We start from the raw sequence: 15,928 nt of genomic DNA on the forward strand, positions 1-15,928 counted from the left end.
GGTTATCTGGGCGGGCTTTTTTGTGCTTCGGGATAGACATGACCAATCAACTCGCAATCTGGCTTGCTGTTCTGATTTTAGGGACCATGATGCTCGACTACGCACTCTACGGCACAGAACACCTGCTTTTCCTTGGAAAAAAATTCTACGAATTTTTGGATTGGCTCGCCTTTTGGCGCTGACAAATAATGCCTGTTGACATTTTTCCAGCAATCGTGATGTTAGCGCTAACTTTTCACTGAACTGCACATGAAAGGCTGCGCTAATGACACTCAGGCTGGCAATCAACGGCTTTGGACGGATCGGGCGCGGTGTGCTGCGTGCGGCTATGGAAAGCGGTCGCAAGGATATCGAAGTCGTCGCCATTAACGACCTGTCCCCACCAGAGATGAACGCCCATCTGTTCGAGTTCGACAGCGTGCATGGCCGCTATCGCGCACCGGTGACATTTGCACAAAGCCAGATGGATGTTGGCTCCGGGCCCATCCGGCTGAGTAGCCATCGAAACCCCGAAGATCTGGACTGGTCGGATGTCGATGTCGTTTTGGAATGTACCGGCGCGTTCCGCACCTACGAAGACGCTGCCCGGCACCTAAAAAATGGCTCGGGCAAGGTTCTAATATCCGCCCCTGCCCGCGGGACAACACCAGTAAAAACGGTCGTATTCGGCGTTAACGATCACGAGTTGTCCTCAGATCATATGATCGTTTCAAACGCGTCCTGCACCACAAATTGTCTGGCACCGGTTGCTGCGGCGCTTGATGCAGCCCTTGGCATCAGACACGGCTCGATGACGACCGTCCATGCCTATACCGTCAGCCAACCCGTTCACGACACCGCAACCAAAGACCCCTACCGTTCGCGGGCCGCAGCCCTGTCGATGATCCCCAGCACCACGGGCGCGGCTGCCGCAGTTGGCCTTGTACTTCCTCAATTGGCCGGAAAATTGAACGGCCAGGCAATCCGGGTACCGACGCCCAACGTTTCTGTTGTGGATCTTGTTGTCGAAGTGTCCAGGAAGACAAGCGTCGACGAAGTGAATGCTCTGCTTTCCAGTGCAGCCGACAAGATACCGGGCGTTCTTGCCGCAGAAAACCGGCCTTTGGTCTCGGTGGATTTCAACCACGACCCGCACAGTTCAACCGTTTCGCTGCCGGAGACTACCGTGACAGATGGGACGCTGGTGCGCGTCCTTGCCTGGTATGACAACGAATGGGGCTTTTCCAACCGGATGCTGGACACCGCCGCATCGATGGGAGGTTTATCCCAGTCTTTCCAGCAAAGCAGTGTTCACGCGCGGCGTGACGAACTTGGACACGTCCCCGCCTAGTCGGGCGATTTCCTTAACCAGTTTCGAGGCGATGGCCTGATGCCGCGCCTCGGCCATCAGGAACACTGTTTCCACGGTATCATCCAGCGCCCGGTTCATACCGACCATCTGGAATTCGTATTCGAAATCGGCGACCGCACGCAAACCGCGTACGATAAGCTGCGCACCCACGTCATGAGCGCAGTCAATCAGCAGATTTTCGAACGGATGGGCCACAATCTCGGTGCCGGTTTGTTCCGTCAGCCGGGCGCATTCCGCTTCGATCATTGCCACTCGCTCTTCCAGCCGGAAAAGTGGCCCCTTGTCGCGATTGATGGCCACCCCAATCACCAACTTGTCCACCAAGGCGGTAGCACGACGGATGATGTCGATGTGACCCAATGTAATCGGATCGAAGGTTCCCGGATACAATCCAACCCGCATGGTGCACTCCTGCGCAACAATATTTCTGCGCAAGCAAACACATCTTTGCCGCAGGTGCAAGAGGCGGGAAAGGTCAGACCGAAATCAGTGGCCCATGATCATGCCCTGTAAGGCATCCTTTTCCATTGCAAGTTCAGTGAGTTGCGCCTTAACGACGTCCCCCAGGGTCACGATGCCGACAAGCTTGCCTTCTTCTACAATCGGCATGTGGCGAAACCGTCCCTGGGTCATTTGCGCCATAATGTCCTGAACCGAAGCCTGACGGGTCGTCGTAACCAGTTCCTTCGTCATATAGGCGCTGACAGGCTGTGACAGACAATCACCGCCACTCGCCGCCAGTTCCCGAACGATGTCGCGCTCGGACAAAATGCCGACTGCCGTCTCCCCCCCATCTTCAGAGATCACAACCGTACCGATCCGTTTCTCTGCCAGTATTCTAGCTGCTTCGGAAACGCTTGCCGACGGGCTGACCGATACCACGCCCCCAGCCCCCTTGGACTTAAGAATGGCCTGAACAAGCATATGCAACACCTCCGAAATTACTTTACGTTTTCCAAAGCGTTGCCCGATTGTGGCAGCCTGTCAAGGTGAAGCCTCGGCCTCAAGCCGCGCCACTTCATCGCGGATACCTCTTGTCAGCGCATTCGCGAAACGGTTCAACCGTTCGTTGCGCTGGTCACCCTGATGGCGCACAAGGTAAAAACTACGCGTCAGACTGACTTGATCCGTCAGTATTTTCCGCAATTTCGGATGGAACGGCAGGGTAAAGTCGTGGGCCACGCATACCCCTGATCCGTGTGACACCTGCCGCAACTGAACGGAGACCGAATTCGATGCAAGAGCGACGCGGTCAATTCCAATGTCATTGAGATAATCAAGCTCGCGATCAAAGATCATATCCGGAATGTATCCAATCATGCAGTGACCCTTGAGGTCCGCAAGGGATGTTATTTCAGAATGACGGTCCAGATAGTCCTGCGTCGCCACCATATGCAGTTTGTAATCGCTTATTTTCTGAACCAGTAATTTTCCGGCTGTCGGGGCGCTGACTGTCACGGCCATGTCCGCCTCGCGCCGGGACAGGTTGATAATGCGGGGCAGCGCCAGAATCTGAATATCCAGATCAGGGTTTGCCTCGCTGATTTTTGCACAAACCTGCGGCAGCAAATAATTTGCACTTCCGTCCGGTGCTCCGATCCGGATCTGACCGCTAAGAGACTTTGTCGGCCCCTCCATCGCTCCGGTGGCGGCACGCATGGCTTCTTCGGCCTGCATTCCGTGTTCCAGCAAACGTTCACCGGCCGGGGTCAGTACATATCCTTGCTGAGATTTGACAAAAAGCGGCGCATCCAGAGCTGCTTCAAGGCGCCCGATCCGCCGACCGACGGTTGCGGGGTCCAGCTTCAGCAACCGACCCGCTGCAGAAAGGCTCTCTTCACGCGCGACAGCCAGAAACACCCGCATATCATCCCAGTTGGGTTCCACTTTTGCATCCTTGCATTTTTGCAAAACACTTTTGGAACATTGCCTCTGTTCAGGGGATTTCTGCAAGCCTATGGTGCGCACAAATTTACCGGAGGAGATTGAGATGCAGGAACTGTCCCACTTCATCAATGGCGAGAATGTCGCCGGTACGTCCGGCCGTGTCGCCGATGTCTTTAACCCTGCGACTGGCGAAGTGCAGTATAAATGCCCGATGGCCAGCGCTGCTGAAACCACAGCCGCGATCGAACAGGCTGCCGCGGCGCAACTGGCGTGGGGCGCGACAAACCCCCAGAAACGTGCGCGCGTCATGATGGCAATGGTTGGCCTGATGAACCGCGACATGGACAAGCTGGCCGAAGCTCTCAGCCGCGAGCATGGCAAGACCCTGCCCGATGCCAAGGGCGATCTGCAGCGTGGTCTGGAAGTGGTTGAATACTGCATCGGTGCACCGCAGATGCTGAAAGGCGAGTTCACCGACAGCGCAGGCCCAGGTATCGACATGTATTCGATGCGTCAGCCGCTGGGCGTTGTCGCTTCGATCATGCCGTTCAACTTCCCCGCCATGATGCCGCTTTGGCATGTCGGACCCGCGCTGGCTTGCGGTAACGCAGTGGTTTTGAAACCGTCCGAACGTGACCCCTCTGTCCCGCTGATGCTGGCGGAACTGTTTGTTGAGGCAGGTCTGCCCAAGGGTGTGTTCCAGGTCGTGAACGGCGATAAAGAAGCTGTGGACACTCTGCTCGACAGCGACATCATTCAGGGCGTGTCTTTCGTGGGTTCGACCCCGATTGCGCAGTACATTTACGCCCGCGCCACTGCGAACGGAAAACGTGCACAGTGCTTTGGCGGTGCAAAAAACCACATGATCGTCATGCCGGATGCCGATTTGGATCAGGCTGCCGACGCACTGGTCGGCGCTGGCTTTGGCGCAGCAGGCGAACGCTGTATGGCGATTTCCGTCGCCGTTCCGGTGGGCGAGGAAACCGCAGACGCCCTGATCGAGAAACTGATCCCCCGCGTCGAAAAGCTGAAGGTCGGCCCCTACACAGCAGGCGATGATGTGGACATGGGCCCCGTGGTTACCGCCGCCGCCAAAGAGCGCATTCTGGGTCTGATCAATTCCGGTGTGGAACAAGGCGCGAAACTGGTCGTGGATAACCGTGACTTCTCGCTTCAGGGCTATGAGGACGGCTTTTTTGTCGGCCCGCACCTGTTCGACAATGTGACGCCAGAGATGGATATCTACAAACAGGAGATCTTCGGCCCGGTCCTGTCGACTGTTCGCGCGGGTTCGTACGAAGAGGCGCTGAAACTGGCCATGGACCATGAATATGGCAACGGCACTGCGATCTTCACCCGCGACGGCGACACAGCACGCGATTTCGCCAGCCGCGTCAATATCGGCATGGTCGGCATCAACGTACCGATCCCGGTTCCGCTGGCCTATCACACCTTTGGCGGCTGGAAGAAATCCATGTTTGGTGACCTGAACCAGCACGGCCCGGATTCGTTCAAGTTCTACACCCGTACCAAAACGGTCACCTCGCGTTGGCCCTCGGGCATCAAGGAAGGTGGCGAGTTTAACTTCAAGGCCATGGACTGACCGTAGTTCCAACAGTTCCAACAAACCGATCAAATCCCGGCCTTGCGGCCGGGATTTTTTCTAAGCGGGCTTTTGCCGAGTAAGAGATTACAAAAGCCGCCTCACAATAAGTTCAGTCTGTGAGGGCTGGAAAAAACCGGGCAACGTGCTTAGTTATGCTGCCAAAATTGCTAATTGAGCAGAATTACCGGAGGCACCCTTGTCCCAGTCCCGCATGACCCGTCGCGCCGCATTATTGGGCGTCGCATCAACACTGGCAACGCCCGCGCTTGTCCGAGCGCAAAGTCTGGATGCCTTTCCCGAAAGCGAAGATGCGATCGGCACCCAATTACCGGTGCGCAGGAACGTTTCGTCCTTTTCGCAACAAAACTGGCAGGATCACTTTGACAAGTTGGGTGTCGGATGTTTGCTCGCCGACATAACCAGCCGTGCGGTGCACTATTGGGGCGCTGACGGAACCTATAGGCTGTATCCAAGCTCGGTACCCCAAAGCGAAGAGTTGACCAAGCGCGGCTACACCGAAGTTGTTCGCAAGCGCGAAAACCCCAGCTGGACGCCAACAGCGGCAATGCGGGAACGCGATCCGTCGCTTCCGGTTCGTGTCGAAGGCGGAGAAACCAACAATCCGCTTGGCACACGCGCAATGTATCTGACTTGGCCTGCCTATCTGGTTCACGGCACCCATGACACGCGTAAGATCGGCCGCCAAAGTTCATCCGGCTGCATCGGTCTTTATAATCAACATGTCGAGGAACTGTACGATCTTGTACAGATCGGAACTCAGGTCCGACTGGTCTGAATGCAAAAACCCCGGCCTGACACAGGACCGGGGCTTTTCATTGGTTACTTTGAATTATTCAGGCAACAGCACTTTGTCCACGACGTGAATTACGCCGTTGCTTGCGACGATGTCTGCTTGCACGACATCGGCTTTGTCGACCTTGACGCCGTTACGCGCATTAACGCTGAGCCTTTCGCCCTGAACCGTCAAAACCTTGGCGCGCTTGCCAGCAATATCCCCGGACATGATTTTTGCCGGCACCACATGGTAAGTCAAAATGGATACCAGTTGATCCTTGTTCTCGGGCAGCAACAATGTCTCAACAGTGCCTTCCGGCAATGCAGCAAAAGCCTCGTCCGTAGGTGCGAAAACCGTGAACGGCCCCTTACCCTTAAGGGTGTCGACCAGTCCGGCCGCCTGAACCGCCGCGACAAGTGTATTGAACGAGCCTGCTGAAACGGCTGTATCAACAATATCCTGATTTGCCTGAGCCTTCAGTGGCAGTGCAAGGGCCATTGCAGCGGCGGCCCCGATAAACGTACGACGAAACATTTCAGTCATCTCCTCTGGTGCTTGTTATGCAGAGAGGTACGGCATGACCGGATATCCGGATCACTTTGGGTGCAATTTTACTTTTTCTGAACCCAGATACTCTGCGCTCGCCCTTCTTTCAGGAACGGCAGCGCTTCCATCGCGTCGGGGCGGTCCTGCTGCAAATAGTACCCGGGCCACAACATTTCAAAATCGCCCGATTGCAGCATCGCGTGAAGCACATACTGTTCCCCCCATCCCGGGCAATCGTAGAAGAAACGCTTGGGATATTCGTAAGGCAGAAACACATCGTGGACGTGGATGACAACGCCGGACTTGAGTGAAGGAATGATGCGGCAGAACAGGTGCGCCACATCGTTGCTCATCCGCACGACGTGGCTGGAGTCGATAAACAGAACATCCCCCGCCTCCAGCTGATCAAAAAGGGCGGGATCAACCTCTTCCAGCCGCTTCTGTTCAAACTGATCAACAACGTGCGCGATGTCTGCGCGCGGAAACGGGTCGACTGCGGTGATGCGGGTTTCAAGACCGCCGTCAATCACTGCCTGCCGCGTGACCCGTGTAGAGTTCCCGCAACCGACCTCGATCACATGTTGCGGCCTGAACCGGCGGATCATCAGATACAGCGCATCGGCATCGGGGCTGTCGTAATAGCCATTGTTTATCCGGTACCCGGTCTGGTTTCGTTGAGGGTCCTTGAGGGCCGAAAGCGCCCCGGCGTGAACCTGATACTCTTCGACCAGTTGGCCAAGATCGAAACCGTCCATCCCGGGCGACAAAGCATAGGCCGGGCGGGTCAATCCCCCTGACCGCTCAAAGGCGCTCAACCGTTGGTGCTCATCCCGCTCTGTAACCCGGTCGATCAACTTGACGCCAAATCGATCGAGAAAGGCATTTGTACGTGGAAATTTCCTGGGTTTCACGCGACGGCTCCATTGCGACGATTGCATCTGGTCCTTACCGCCGCTTGCCCCGCAACTGCAAGCGTCAGTACCGCAAACCCTTGGCAAAAAGAAAAATTCCGTATTCACTGGTTCAAATTCCAGACGGGAGGCGGAAGATGCAAAAGGACTTCACCCTGGGAATTGAAGAGGAATACCTGCTTGTCGACAAGGATTCCCTTCAATTGTCCGAGGCGCCCGAGGGCCTTATGCAAGCATGTCAGAATGACTTTGAAGGTCAGGTCAGTCCGGAATTCCTTCAATGCCAGATCGAGGTGGGAACCCGCCCGCATTCCACGATAAAGGGCGCTCGCGAAGACCTGAAGCGATTGCGTTCCTGCGTCTCAAAACGCGCCTCCGAATACAATCTGGCCCCGATTGCTGTGTCCTGTCATCCTTTTGCCAACTGGAAAGACCAGCATCACACCCGCAAGGAACGGTATGACGCTTTGCAACACGCATTGGGCGGCGTCGCGCGTCGGATGTTGATTTGCGGGATGCACGTCCACGTCGGTGTCGAGGACAAATCCCTGCGCGCCGATCTGGTGCCCCAGCTGTGCTATTTCCTGCCGCACCTTCTGGCCTTGTCTACCTCCTCGCCGTATTGGAATGGCGAGGATACGGGGCTTTCTTCGTACAGGCTGACGGTTTTCGACAATCTTCCGCGAACCGGCCTGCCACCGGTTTTCACAAGCTGGGCCGAATACGAACGCACAACCGGCATACTTGTCGAATTGGGCGTAATCGAAGACACGACCAAAATCTGGTGGGATCTGCGCCCGTCGCACCAATTTCCCACGCTTGAGACACGGATCATGGATGTCCAGCCCCGGCTGGAACACACACTGTCGCTGGCCGCAATGGTTCAGGCGCTTACGCGGATGCTCTGCCGCCTGAAGGCCCGCAATCTGCGCTGGCGTTCTTATGACCGCTTCCTGATTGGTGAAAACCGATGGCGTGCGCAGCGTTATGGTGTCGGCGAGGGTCTGATTGATTTCGGGGACCGTTCAATCAAACCGATGTCGGAACTGATGGACGAACTCATGGGAATGCTGGCTGAAGATGCCGAGGCGCTAGGCACTATGACAGAGCTTGCGCGCCTGCGGCAGATCGCAAATAGCGGCACCTCGGCCACCCGCCAGCGCCGCGTGCACGCCGAGGCCATCGCAAATGGTGAAGACCCCGGCAAAGCCGTGGTGAAACATCTTATCGTGGAATTTCATATGGATCTGTGATCGGCTCAGATCACACGCAACATGTTTTTGATCTTGCGGCCGACCGGCTCATAGAAATCCGGATCCTTCCAGTACCCGTTGTGCGAAAGCGGATTCCACGACGTAAAAATGTTTCCGGAATTTATCGAAACGTCACGAAGCTCGTTATTTGCCTCCAGTTGATCATAGGCCGGTGCGCAATCGCGCAGCGGATAGCCCAGCACGTCGTGCTTGTCGAAAAAGTTGTACCACCACGTCCTGGACTTTAGCGCATGCGGCAGTTCGGAATTCGGCGGGTCAATCGGTTTGATCTGGTTTTGCGGGTAGGCAAAAAGAAATATCGGAATATTGCAGCCAAAGGTAATGATCCCCGCAACTGTCTGCATATTTCGGACGGGCGTATTGTGCAGGGTTTGCCCGGTGTGCCGCAGGTGGCTTTGCAGATCGTAGATGTAATTCGACATGATATGCCCACCAAGGGAATGGGCCAGCAACAGCAGCGGCGCACGATCGCCCACCTGCGTTCTTACATCCTCCATCACCCGGTCGATCTCGGCATGAATGGCCTCGTAGGTTTTGTCGCTTCCATCCTGTGTTTTGCGATAAGAAGCCGCGTCCGACAAATTGTGAACCACAAATTCCCGAACATCATCATAACCGGTTCGCCGTTTGATTTTTCGCAGATAGCGGTTCTGACGCGGTTGCAGAACATGGGCCCAGACGATTTCACGCCACGCAACACGGTTCAGATCAGGCCCAACAAACCGCCCGACCTGTTTGTGAAGTTCGCGGGAAAAGGTCACTGCAGACGATGGCAGGGGCGTTCCCGTAAATTGACTGCCCATGCCGTGAATAATCACAACTGCCATTTTGAAATGCGACATACCAATTCTCCTCAAAAAACTTCCCAAAATATACGTCAGACCTCGGCAAACACCAAAACACCCCTTTGGTAAGAGGCTGTCCGATTGCTGCCGCTGCAAAATTTCTGTAAGGATTGCGAAATAAACAATCGTTCAATTCATACGCTGCAAGGGAGAGAGGCCATGGATTTCGCGCTGACCGAGGAACAGACAGCCATATTCGACATGGCCTATGCGTTTGGGCAGGAAAACATCGCGCCTTTCGCCCGTCAGTGGGAAGCTGAAGGAACAATCCCCAAAGACCTGTGGCCAAAGGTGGGGGAACTTGGGTTCGGCGGTCTGTATGTGTCCGAAGAAAGCGGTGGATCCGGTCTGTCCCGGCTGGACGCAACTCTGGTATTCGAGGCCCTTTCGATGGCTTGCCCCTCAGTTGCAGCGTTTCTGTCCATCCACAACATGTGCGCGAAAATGCTGGACAATTTCGCCGATAATGACCTGAAATCTCGCATCATGTCGGATGTGCTGAGCCTGAATACAGTTCTCAGCTATTGCCTGACCGAACCCGGTTCGGGTTCCGATGCAGCGGCCCTGAAAACCCGTGCGGAACGCACCAACGAAGGATACACGCTGAACGGAACCAAAGCGTTTATCTCGGGCGGCGGGTATTCCGACGCATATGTCTGTATGGTGCGCACGGGCGAAGATGGCCCCAAAGGCATTTCGACGGTCTATGTCGAGGACGGCACGCCCGGTCTCAGCTTTGGCGGGCTTGAGCAGAAAATGGGATGGAAAAGCCAACCCACCGCTCAGGTTCAGTTCGACGACTGCAAGATTCCATCCGGAAATCTTGTCGGTGCAGAAGGCGACGGGTTTAAGTATGCCATGATGGGGCTGGACGGTGGGCGTCTGAACATCGCTTCATGTTCATTGGGTGCTGCACAGGCCGGGCTGGACATGACACTGCAATACATGTCCGAGCGTAAGGCTTTCGGAAAATCCATCGACCAGTTTCAGGCCCTTCAGTTCCGTCTTGCCGATATGGAAATCGAAATGCAGGCGGCGCGCACATTCCTGCGTCAGGCCGCCTGGAAACTGGATCAGGGTACGCCAGACGCGACAAAATTCTGTGCCATGGCCAAGAAATTCGTAACGGAGACAGGATCGAAGGTAGTCGATCAGTGCCTGCAACTGCATGGTGGATACGGTTATCTCGCCGACTACGGGATTGAAAAGCTGGTCCGAGACCTGCGCGTGCATCAAATCCTTGAAGGCACCAACGAGATCATGCGAGTGATCGTTTCGCGCAACATGCTTGCCAACCGCTGAGGACATCATGGCTGACATTGATATCCGCGTTGCCGGTCGCGCCGGACGTATCACGCTGACCCGGCCACATGCTCTGAACGCGATGAGCTATGACATGTGCATGGCGATCGACACCGCAATGCGCAATTGGCGCGAGGATGACGACATTGATCTGATCGTGCTGGATGCCGAAGGCGAAAAGGCGTTCTGTGCGGGCGGCGATATTGCCGAGTTGTACGAGACAGGCACCAACGGCGACTTTGAGTATGGCCGCACCTTCTGGCGCGATGAATATCGTATGAACGCGATGATCTTTGAGTATCCCAAGCCTGTGGTCAGTTTTCTTCAAGGCTTCACGATGGGCGGCGGCGTCGGTATCGGCTGCCATGGGACGCACCGGGTCGTCGGGGAAAGCTCAAAAATCGCGATGCCCGAATGCGGAATTGGTCTTATCCCGGATGTTGGCGGAACACTGATGCTGGCACTCGCGCCCGGACGCAGCGGCGAATATCTTGGAATGACGGCAGGCCGAATGGGTCCCGATGACGCCATTTTTGCAGGCTTTGCAGATTACTACATTCCGCAGGAGAAATGGGGCTCCCTGATTGCAATGCTTGAGGCATCGGGTGACGCGGGCCATGTCGAATCCCACGCGCAAAAAGCCGACCCGGGCAAACTCCGGGACGAACAGGCGATGATAGACAAGCATTTCTCTGGTGAAACACTCGGCGATATTCTGAATTCGCTGCAAAACGACCAAAGTGAATTCGCTCAGAACACGCTTAAAGCGCTAAACCGAAACTCGCCTATATCCATGGCCTGCACCGCCGAAATGCTTCATCGCCTGCGCACGCCATCGCTGACCATCCGCAAATCTCTGGAACTTGAGTACCGGTTTACGCACCGTGCGATGGAACACGGGGATTTTCTGGAAGGAATCCGCGCTCAGATCATTGACAAAGACCGCAACCCTGATTGGCAATATGCCGATATGGACGTGCCCGGCGTGGCCGTTTCCAAAATGCTGCAACCCCTTGGCAAAGATGCCCTGACATTCGAGGAGGATTGAGAGATGAAGATAGGTTTCATTGGCCTTGGCAACATGGGTGCGCCAATGGCGGCCAACCTCGCGAAAGCGGGCCACGAAGTTATCGGTTTTGACATGGCGGATATCTCGGTCGACGGCGTCGCGATGGCTGAAACGGCCGCAGGCGCAGCGGCGGGCGCTGACGTTGTAATTACGATGCTACCTAATGGCCGCATCCTCCGCTCAGTCGCCAACGAAATCATTCCCGCAATGGTTCAGGGCGCCGCATTTGTCGATTGTTCGACGGTGGACGTTGAAAGCGCACGAGCTGTCGCCGACCAGGCCACTTCCGCAGGATTACTTGCCGTGGATGCCCCGGTTTCCGGCGGCATCGGAGGCGCTGCAGCGGGTACACTGACCTTTATGGCCGGTGGCTCAGACGACGCATTCGCCAAGGCCGCTCCGCTTTTCGACATCATGGGTCAGAAGGCAGTTCATTGCGGCGAGTCGGGTGCAGGTCAGGCTGCCAAAATCTGCAACAACATGATCCTTGGCGTAACCATGATCGCCACATGCGAAGCATTTGCGCTGGCTGACAAACTGGGCCTTGACCGGCAGAAAATGTTCGATGTCGTCTCAACCTCTTCCGGCTACAGCTGGACCATGAATGCATATTGCCCCGCCCCGGGTGTCGGACCACAAAGCCCGGCCGACAATGAATATTTGCCGGGATTTGCCGCAGAACTGATGCTCAAGGATTTGCGCCTCAGCCAGCAGGCCGCCGAAAGCGCCGATGCGGACACACCGATGGGTCAGGCAGCAACCATGCTGTATGAAACTTTCGTCGAGCAGGAAGGCGGACAAGGCATGGATTTCAGCGCCATGCTGCCAAGGTTCGAAAAACGCGGTCGAAGCTGACGCGGTCGCTCTGGCGGTTTCTTGCCCGCCGGTCGAAAATCGCCACACGGCGCCCTATCTTTCCTTTGTGAATACGCACTAAACCTGCGTAATCCGTCGATGCAAAGGAGCACGGGAATATGAGGGCGTTGGTCCGCACTTTGATGGTTGTTGTTCTTGCCCTTGGTCCGGCTGCCAGTTGGGCAGGTAACGGGAATGGTAAGGGAAAAGGCAAAAACAAGAACAGCCTGAAAGTGGAGCGAGCTTCACCCGGCAATAGTACTGTCGGCAAGCAAGCCTATCATTGCCCACCGGGCCTCGCGAAAAAGGCTGTTCCATGTGTTCCGCCCGGACAGGTGAAACAGCGCTACCGAGTTGGTGACTATATCACGCGGGATTATGTCTGGATCAACGATCCCTATCGGTACGGGTTGCGCCGCGACGGGTATTACGTGCGGGCCGGGGACTACGTCTACAGTGTTGACAGCGACACGCATAAGGTTCTGAACCTCATAGGCGCAGTGGCGGATATCCTTAACTGAGGAAGCTAAAACCCAGACCGTGCCATGGCGTGAATTTCCGATATGGCACGAACTGGAAAGCTGTCACTACTCCGCAGCTACGCGTTCCGGATTCAACATCGACTTTAGATAGTGACCGGTATGGCTGTGTGTACACTCGGCGACGTCCTCAGGCGTGCCTTCCGCTACAATCTGCCCTCCTCCGTCGCCACCTTCGGGGCCGATATCAATGATGTGATCCGCCGTTTTGACAACATCCAGATTGTGTTCGATCACGACAACCGTGTTCCCCTGCTCGACCAGTTCGTGCAACACTTCCAACAGCTTGCGCACATCTTCAAAATGCAGCCCCGTGGTCGGCTCGTCTAGAATATACAGCGTGCGCCCCGTAGACCGCTTACTGAGTTCCTTTGACAGCTTCACCCTTTGCGCTTCACCGCCCGAAAGCGTCGTCGCCTGCTGCCCTACCTTGATGTAACCTAGGCCGACACGTGCCAGCGCGTCCATCTTGTCCCGGATGGACGGCACCGCCTTAAAGAACTCCTGCGCATCCTCAACAGTCATATCCAGAACATCCGCGATGGATTTTCCCTTGAACTTGATCTCAAGGGTCTCGCGGTTGTAACGCGCGCCCTTGCAGGTTTCGCAGGTCACATAGACATCGGGCAAAAAGTGCATCTCGATCTTGATGACACCGTCCCCCTGACAGGCTTCGCATCGTCCGCCTTTGACGTTGAAACTGAAGCGCCCTGGCTTATAGCCGCGCGCCTTGGCCTCTGGCAGCCCCGCAAACCAGTCCCTGATCGGTGTAAACGCCCCGGTATATGTCGCAGGGTTCGATCGGGGGGTTCGCCCAATCGGCCGCTGGTCGATATCAATTACCTTATCCAGATGCTCCAGACCTTTGATGGTCTCACAGGGTGCAGGCGTCTGACGCGCCCCGTTCAGGCGCATCGAAGCAGTCTTGAACAACGTCTCGATGGTCAGCGTGGATTTTCCACCACCGGATACGCCAGTAACACACACGAACTTGCCCAGAGGGAAGTCCGCCGTGACATTCTTGAGGTTGTTGCCCGTGGCTTTGACCACCGACACCTTCTTGCCATTCCCCTTTCGCCGGGTTGCGGGCACTGCTATCTCACGTGTTCCGGCCAAGTATTGCCCGGTGATCGACGCCGTATCCGATGCAATATGTTCGGGCGTTCCGTGACTGACGACCTCGCCGCCGTGCACCCCTGCCCCCGGTCCGATGTCGAACACATAATCCGCCTCGCGGATGGCTTCCTCGTCATGCTCGACCACGATCACGGTATTGCCCTGATCACGCAGGTTCTTGAGCGTTCCCAGCAGTCGGTCATTGTCGCGCTGGTGCAATCCGATCGAAGGTTCGTCCAACACATAAAGAACGCCGGTCAGACCAGAGCCGATCTGACTGGCCAGACGAATGCGCTGGCTTTCGCCACCTGAAAGGGTCCCGCTGGATCGGGACAGCGTAAGGTATTCCAATCCAACGTTATTCAGGAATCCCAGTCGTTCGCGTATCTCCTTGAGGATGGCGCGCGCGATCTCGTTCTTTTGCGCGCTCAGGTGGTTTGGCGCATCCTCGATCCAGCTCAGCGCCTCGCGAATGGACATTTGCACCACGTTACCGGCGTGCATCCCTGCAATCTTGACGGCCAGCGCCTCTTCTCTCAGGCGGTGACCCCGGCATGTGCCGCAGGGGCGGTTATTCTGATACCTTTCGAATTCTTCCCGAATCCAGGCGCTGTCCGTCTCACGGTAACGGCGCTCCATATTCGGAATGACGCCTTCGAATGTACGGGTCACCTGATAAACCCTGCCGCCCTCATCATAACGGAACTGGATTTCCTCATCCCCGGACCCGTATAGGAACACCTGCTGCACTTTCTCCGGCAGGTTCTTCCACGCCGTGTTCTTGTCGAACTCATAGTGTCGGGCAATCGCTTCGATGGTCTGAAGGAAGTATGGCGACTTGCCTTTGCGCCATGGGGCCAAAGCGCCATCATACACTTTCAGGGTCTGGTCTGGCACCACAAGGCGCTCGTCAAAAAACAACTCAACGCCCAACCCGTCGCAATCCGGGCATGCCCCAAACGGAGCGTTGAACGAAAACAGACGCGGTTCGATCTCGGGGATCGTGAACCCACTGACCGGACAGGCAAAGTTTTCTGAGAATGTAAGCCGCTCTGCCTCGCCTTCACGTGGCGCGGTTTCCAGGATCGCAATGCCATCCGCCAGATCCAGTGCGGTGCGTAAACTGTCGGCCAGCCGGGTTTCCATCCCTTCGCGCACGACAAGACGGTCAACAACGACGTCAATGTCATGCCGGAATTTCTTGTCCAGCACAGGTGGCTCGTCCAGTTCATAAAACTCGCCATCAACCTTGACCCGCTGGAACCCCTGTTTGCGGAGTTCAAGGAACTCTTTTTTGTATTCGCCTTTTCGGTCGCGCACGATGGGGGCCAGCAGATAACCCCGTGTCCCCTCCTCCATCGCCATGATTCTGTCGACCATGTCCTGAACCTGCTGTGCCTCAATCGGTAATCCGGTTGCAGGGCTGAAAGGTGTTCCCGCGCGCGCAAAAAGCAGCCGTAGATAGTCATAAATCTCGGTCACCGTGCCAACGGTCGAGCGTGGGTTTTTCGATGTGGTCTTTTGTTCAATCGAGATTGCCGGGGAAAGGCCGCTGATGTGGTCCACATCCGGCTTTTCCATCATATCCAAGAACTGGCGCGCATAGGCCGAAAGGCTTTCGACATAGCGGCGCTGCCCTTCGGCATAGATGGTGTCAAACGCAAGTGACGACTTGCCGGAACCGGACAGGCCAGTGATCACCACCAGCTGATCGCGCGGGATATCCACGTCGATATTTTTGAGATTGTGCTCGCGCGCGCCGCGCACCTCAATATTCTTCAGCTCAGCCATTTCGGCCCCCAACAAACAAGTGTCCTAGAGATAGGCGAGC

The 15,928-nt window shown here is 56.0% G+C and carries 16 protein-coding genes; 9 read left to right on the forward strand and 7 right to left on the reverse strand.

Annotation, left to right across the window (positions count from 1 at the left end):
• Positions 1-38 precede the first annotated feature (38 nt).
• The gene (locus ACR0NA_RS00500; RefSeq protein ID WP_480725141.1) at positions 39-182 is read left to right on the forward strand and encodes a hypothetical protein; all 144 of its coding nucleotides are present in this window, start codon (positions 39-41) and stop codon (positions 180-182) included.
• An 83-nt stretch (positions 183-265) separates the two neighbouring features.
• Positions 266-1,330, forward strand: coding sequence for a type I glyceraldehyde-3-phosphate dehydrogenase (gene gap / locus ACR0NA_RS00505; RefSeq protein WP_480725142.1), 1,065 nt, complete (start codon positions 266-268; stop codon positions 1,328-1,330).
• Here the strand turns inward: gap and coaD are convergent.
• From coaD to ACR0NA_RS00520, 3 genes are all read right to left on the reverse strand, one after another.
• Complete coding sequence (coaD, locus tag ACR0NA_RS00510; protein ID WP_170652361.1) at positions 1,262-1,753, reverse strand: pantetheine-phosphate adenylyltransferase; 492 nt, start codon at positions 1,751-1,753, stop codon at positions 1,262-1,264. The two genes, gap and coaD, sit on opposite strands and share 69 nt — an antisense overlap.
• A gap of 84 nt (positions 1,754-1,837) precedes the next feature.
• Positions 1,838-2,275 carry a CBS domain-containing protein gene (locus ACR0NA_RS00515; RefSeq protein WP_480725145.1) on the reverse strand — a complete coding sequence of 146 codons (438 nt, stop codon included), beginning with the start codon at positions 2,273-2,275 and terminating at the stop codon, positions 1,838-1,840.
• 60 nt (positions 2,276-2,335) lie between these two features.
• The gene (locus tag ACR0NA_RS00520) at positions 2,336-3,238 is read right to left on the reverse strand and encodes a LysR family transcriptional regulator (protein WP_480725146.1); all 903 of its coding nucleotides are present in this window, start codon (positions 3,236-3,238) and stop codon (positions 2,336-2,338) included.
• 103 nt (positions 3,239-3,341) lie between these two features.
• Between ACR0NA_RS00520 and ACR0NA_RS00525 the strand changes: the two genes are divergently transcribed.
• Together ACR0NA_RS00525 and ACR0NA_RS00530 are read left to right on the forward strand one after the other, a co-directional pair.
• Entirely contained in the window at positions 3,342-4,841 is a 1,500-nt protein-coding gene (locus ACR0NA_RS00525) for a CoA-acylating methylmalonate-semialdehyde dehydrogenase (RefSeq protein WP_170652357.1), read from the forward strand.
• A 214-nt stretch (positions 4,842-5,055) separates the two neighbouring features.
• A complete protein-coding gene (locus tag ACR0NA_RS00530; protein WP_480450162.1) occupies positions 5,056-5,640 on the forward strand; it encodes a L,D-transpeptidase in 585 nt (194 codons plus the stop codon).
• Between the two features lie 54 nt (positions 5,641-5,694).
• On the opposite strand, the gene ACR0NA_RS00535 is transcribed toward ACR0NA_RS00530, so the two are convergent.
• Positions 5,695-6,174 carry a fasciclin domain-containing protein gene (locus ACR0NA_RS00535; protein ID WP_480725149.1) on the reverse strand — a complete coding sequence of 160 codons (480 nt, stop codon included), beginning with the start codon at positions 6,172-6,174 and terminating at the stop codon, positions 5,695-5,697.
• A 77-nt stretch (positions 6,175-6,251) separates the two neighbouring features.
• On the reverse strand, positions 6,252-7,097 hold the full coding sequence (locus tag ACR0NA_RS00540) for a class I SAM-dependent methyltransferase (RefSeq protein ID WP_480725151.1): 846 nt from the start codon (positions 7,095-7,097) through the stop codon (positions 6,252-6,254).
• A 137-nt stretch (positions 7,098-7,234) separates the two neighbouring features.
• Between ACR0NA_RS00540 and ACR0NA_RS00545 the strand changes: the two genes are divergently transcribed.
• Positions 7,235-8,350 (forward strand): carboxylate-amine ligase, encoded by a 1,116-nt coding sequence (locus ACR0NA_RS00545; protein ID WP_480725153.1) that lies wholly within the window; start codon positions 7,235-7,237, stop codon positions 8,348-8,350.
• A 5-nt stretch (positions 8,351-8,355) separates the two neighbouring features.
• Here the strand turns inward: ACR0NA_RS00545 and ACR0NA_RS00550 are convergent, their stop codons facing one another.
• A complete protein-coding gene (locus ACR0NA_RS00550; protein ID WP_480725156.1) occupies positions 8,356-9,213 on the reverse strand; it encodes a hypothetical protein in 858 nt (285 codons plus the stop codon).
• 162 nt (positions 9,214-9,375) lie between these two features.
• Between ACR0NA_RS00550 and ACR0NA_RS00555 the strand changes: the two genes are divergently transcribed.
• The 4 genes from ACR0NA_RS00555 to ACR0NA_RS00570 all read left to right on the forward strand — a co-directional run bounded on the left by ACR0NA_RS00555 (position 9,376) and on the right by ACR0NA_RS00570 (position 12,963).
• On the forward strand, positions 9,376-10,518 hold the full coding sequence (locus tag ACR0NA_RS00555; protein ID WP_480725159.1) for an acyl-CoA dehydrogenase family protein: 1,143 nt from the start codon (positions 9,376-9,378) through the stop codon (positions 10,516-10,518).
• A gap of 7 nt (positions 10,519-10,525) precedes the next feature.
• Positions 10,526-11,566, forward strand: a complete 1,041-nt coding sequence (locus ACR0NA_RS00560) for an enoyl-CoA hydratase/isomerase family protein (RefSeq protein WP_480725161.1) — start codon at positions 10,526-10,528, stop codon at positions 11,564-11,566.
• A 3-nt stretch (positions 11,567-11,569) separates the two neighbouring features.
• Complete coding sequence (mmsB, locus tag ACR0NA_RS00565; protein WP_480725164.1) at positions 11,570-12,442, forward strand: 3-hydroxyisobutyrate dehydrogenase; 873 nt, start codon at positions 11,570-11,572, stop codon at positions 12,440-12,442.
• Positions 12,443-12,561: 119 nt separating this feature from the next.
• Positions 12,562-12,963 (forward strand): hypothetical protein, encoded by a 402-nt coding sequence (locus ACR0NA_RS00570; protein WP_480725168.1) that lies wholly within the window; start codon positions 12,562-12,564, stop codon positions 12,961-12,963.
• A gap of 66 nt (positions 12,964-13,029) precedes the next feature.
• Here the strand turns inward: ACR0NA_RS00570 and uvrA are convergent, their stop codons facing one another.
• Positions 13,030-15,888 (reverse strand): excinuclease ABC subunit UvrA, encoded by a 2,859-nt coding sequence (gene uvrA / locus ACR0NA_RS00575; RefSeq protein ID WP_480725171.1) that lies wholly within the window; start codon positions 15,886-15,888, stop codon positions 13,030-13,032.
• Positions 15,889-15,928 lie beyond the last annotated feature (40 nt).

This window comes from Ruegeria sp. C11, from assembly GCF_056537725.1.

Coding starts and splice junctions, on each gene's coding strand:
- ACR0NA_RS00500 (WP_480725141.1), top strand. CDS start 39: ATGACCAATCAACTCGCAATCTGGCTTGCTGTTCTGATTTTAGGGACC.
- gap (WP_480725142.1), top strand. CDS start 266: ATGACACTCAGGCTGGCAATCAACGGCTTTGGACGGATCGGGCGCGGT.
- coaD (WP_170652361.1), bottom strand. CDS start 1,753: ATGCGGGTTGGATTGTATCCGGGAACCTTCGATCCGATTACATTGGGT.
- ACR0NA_RS00515 (WP_480725145.1), bottom strand. CDS start 2,275: ATGCTTGTTCAGGCCATTCTTAAGTCCAAGGGGGCTGGGGGCGTGGTA.
- ACR0NA_RS00525 (WP_170652357.1), top strand. CDS start 3,342: ATGCAGGAACTGTCCCACTTCATCAATGGCGAGAATGTCGCCGGTACG.
- ACR0NA_RS00530 (WP_480450162.1), top strand. CDS start 5,056: ATGACCCGTCGCGCCGCATTATTGGGCGTCGCATCAACACTGGCAACG.
- ACR0NA_RS00535 (WP_480725149.1), bottom strand. CDS start 6,174: ATGTTTCGTCGTACGTTTATCGGGGCCGCCGCTGCAATGGCCCTTGCA.
- ACR0NA_RS00545 (WP_480725153.1), top strand. CDS start 7,235: ATGCAAAAGGACTTCACCCTGGGAATTGAAGAGGAATACCTGCTTGTC.
- ACR0NA_RS00550 (WP_480725156.1), bottom strand. CDS start 9,213: ATGTCGCATTTCAAAATGGCAGTTGTGATTATTCACGGCATGGGCAGT.
- ACR0NA_RS00555 (WP_480725159.1), top strand. CDS start 9,376: ATGGATTTCGCGCTGACCGAGGAACAGACAGCCATATTCGACATGGCC.
- ACR0NA_RS00560 (WP_480725161.1), top strand. CDS start 10,526: ATGGCTGACATTGATATCCGCGTTGCCGGTCGCGCCGGACGTATCACG.
- mmsB (WP_480725164.1), top strand. CDS start 11,570: ATGAAGATAGGTTTCATTGGCCTTGGCAACATGGGTGCGCCAATGGCG.
- ACR0NA_RS00570 (WP_480725168.1), top strand. CDS start 12,562: ATGAGGGCGTTGGTCCGCACTTTGATGGTTGTTGTTCTTGCCCTTGGT.
- uvrA (WP_480725171.1), bottom strand. CDS start 15,888: ATGGCTGAGCTGAAGAATATTGAGGTGCGCGGCGCGCGCGAGCACAAT.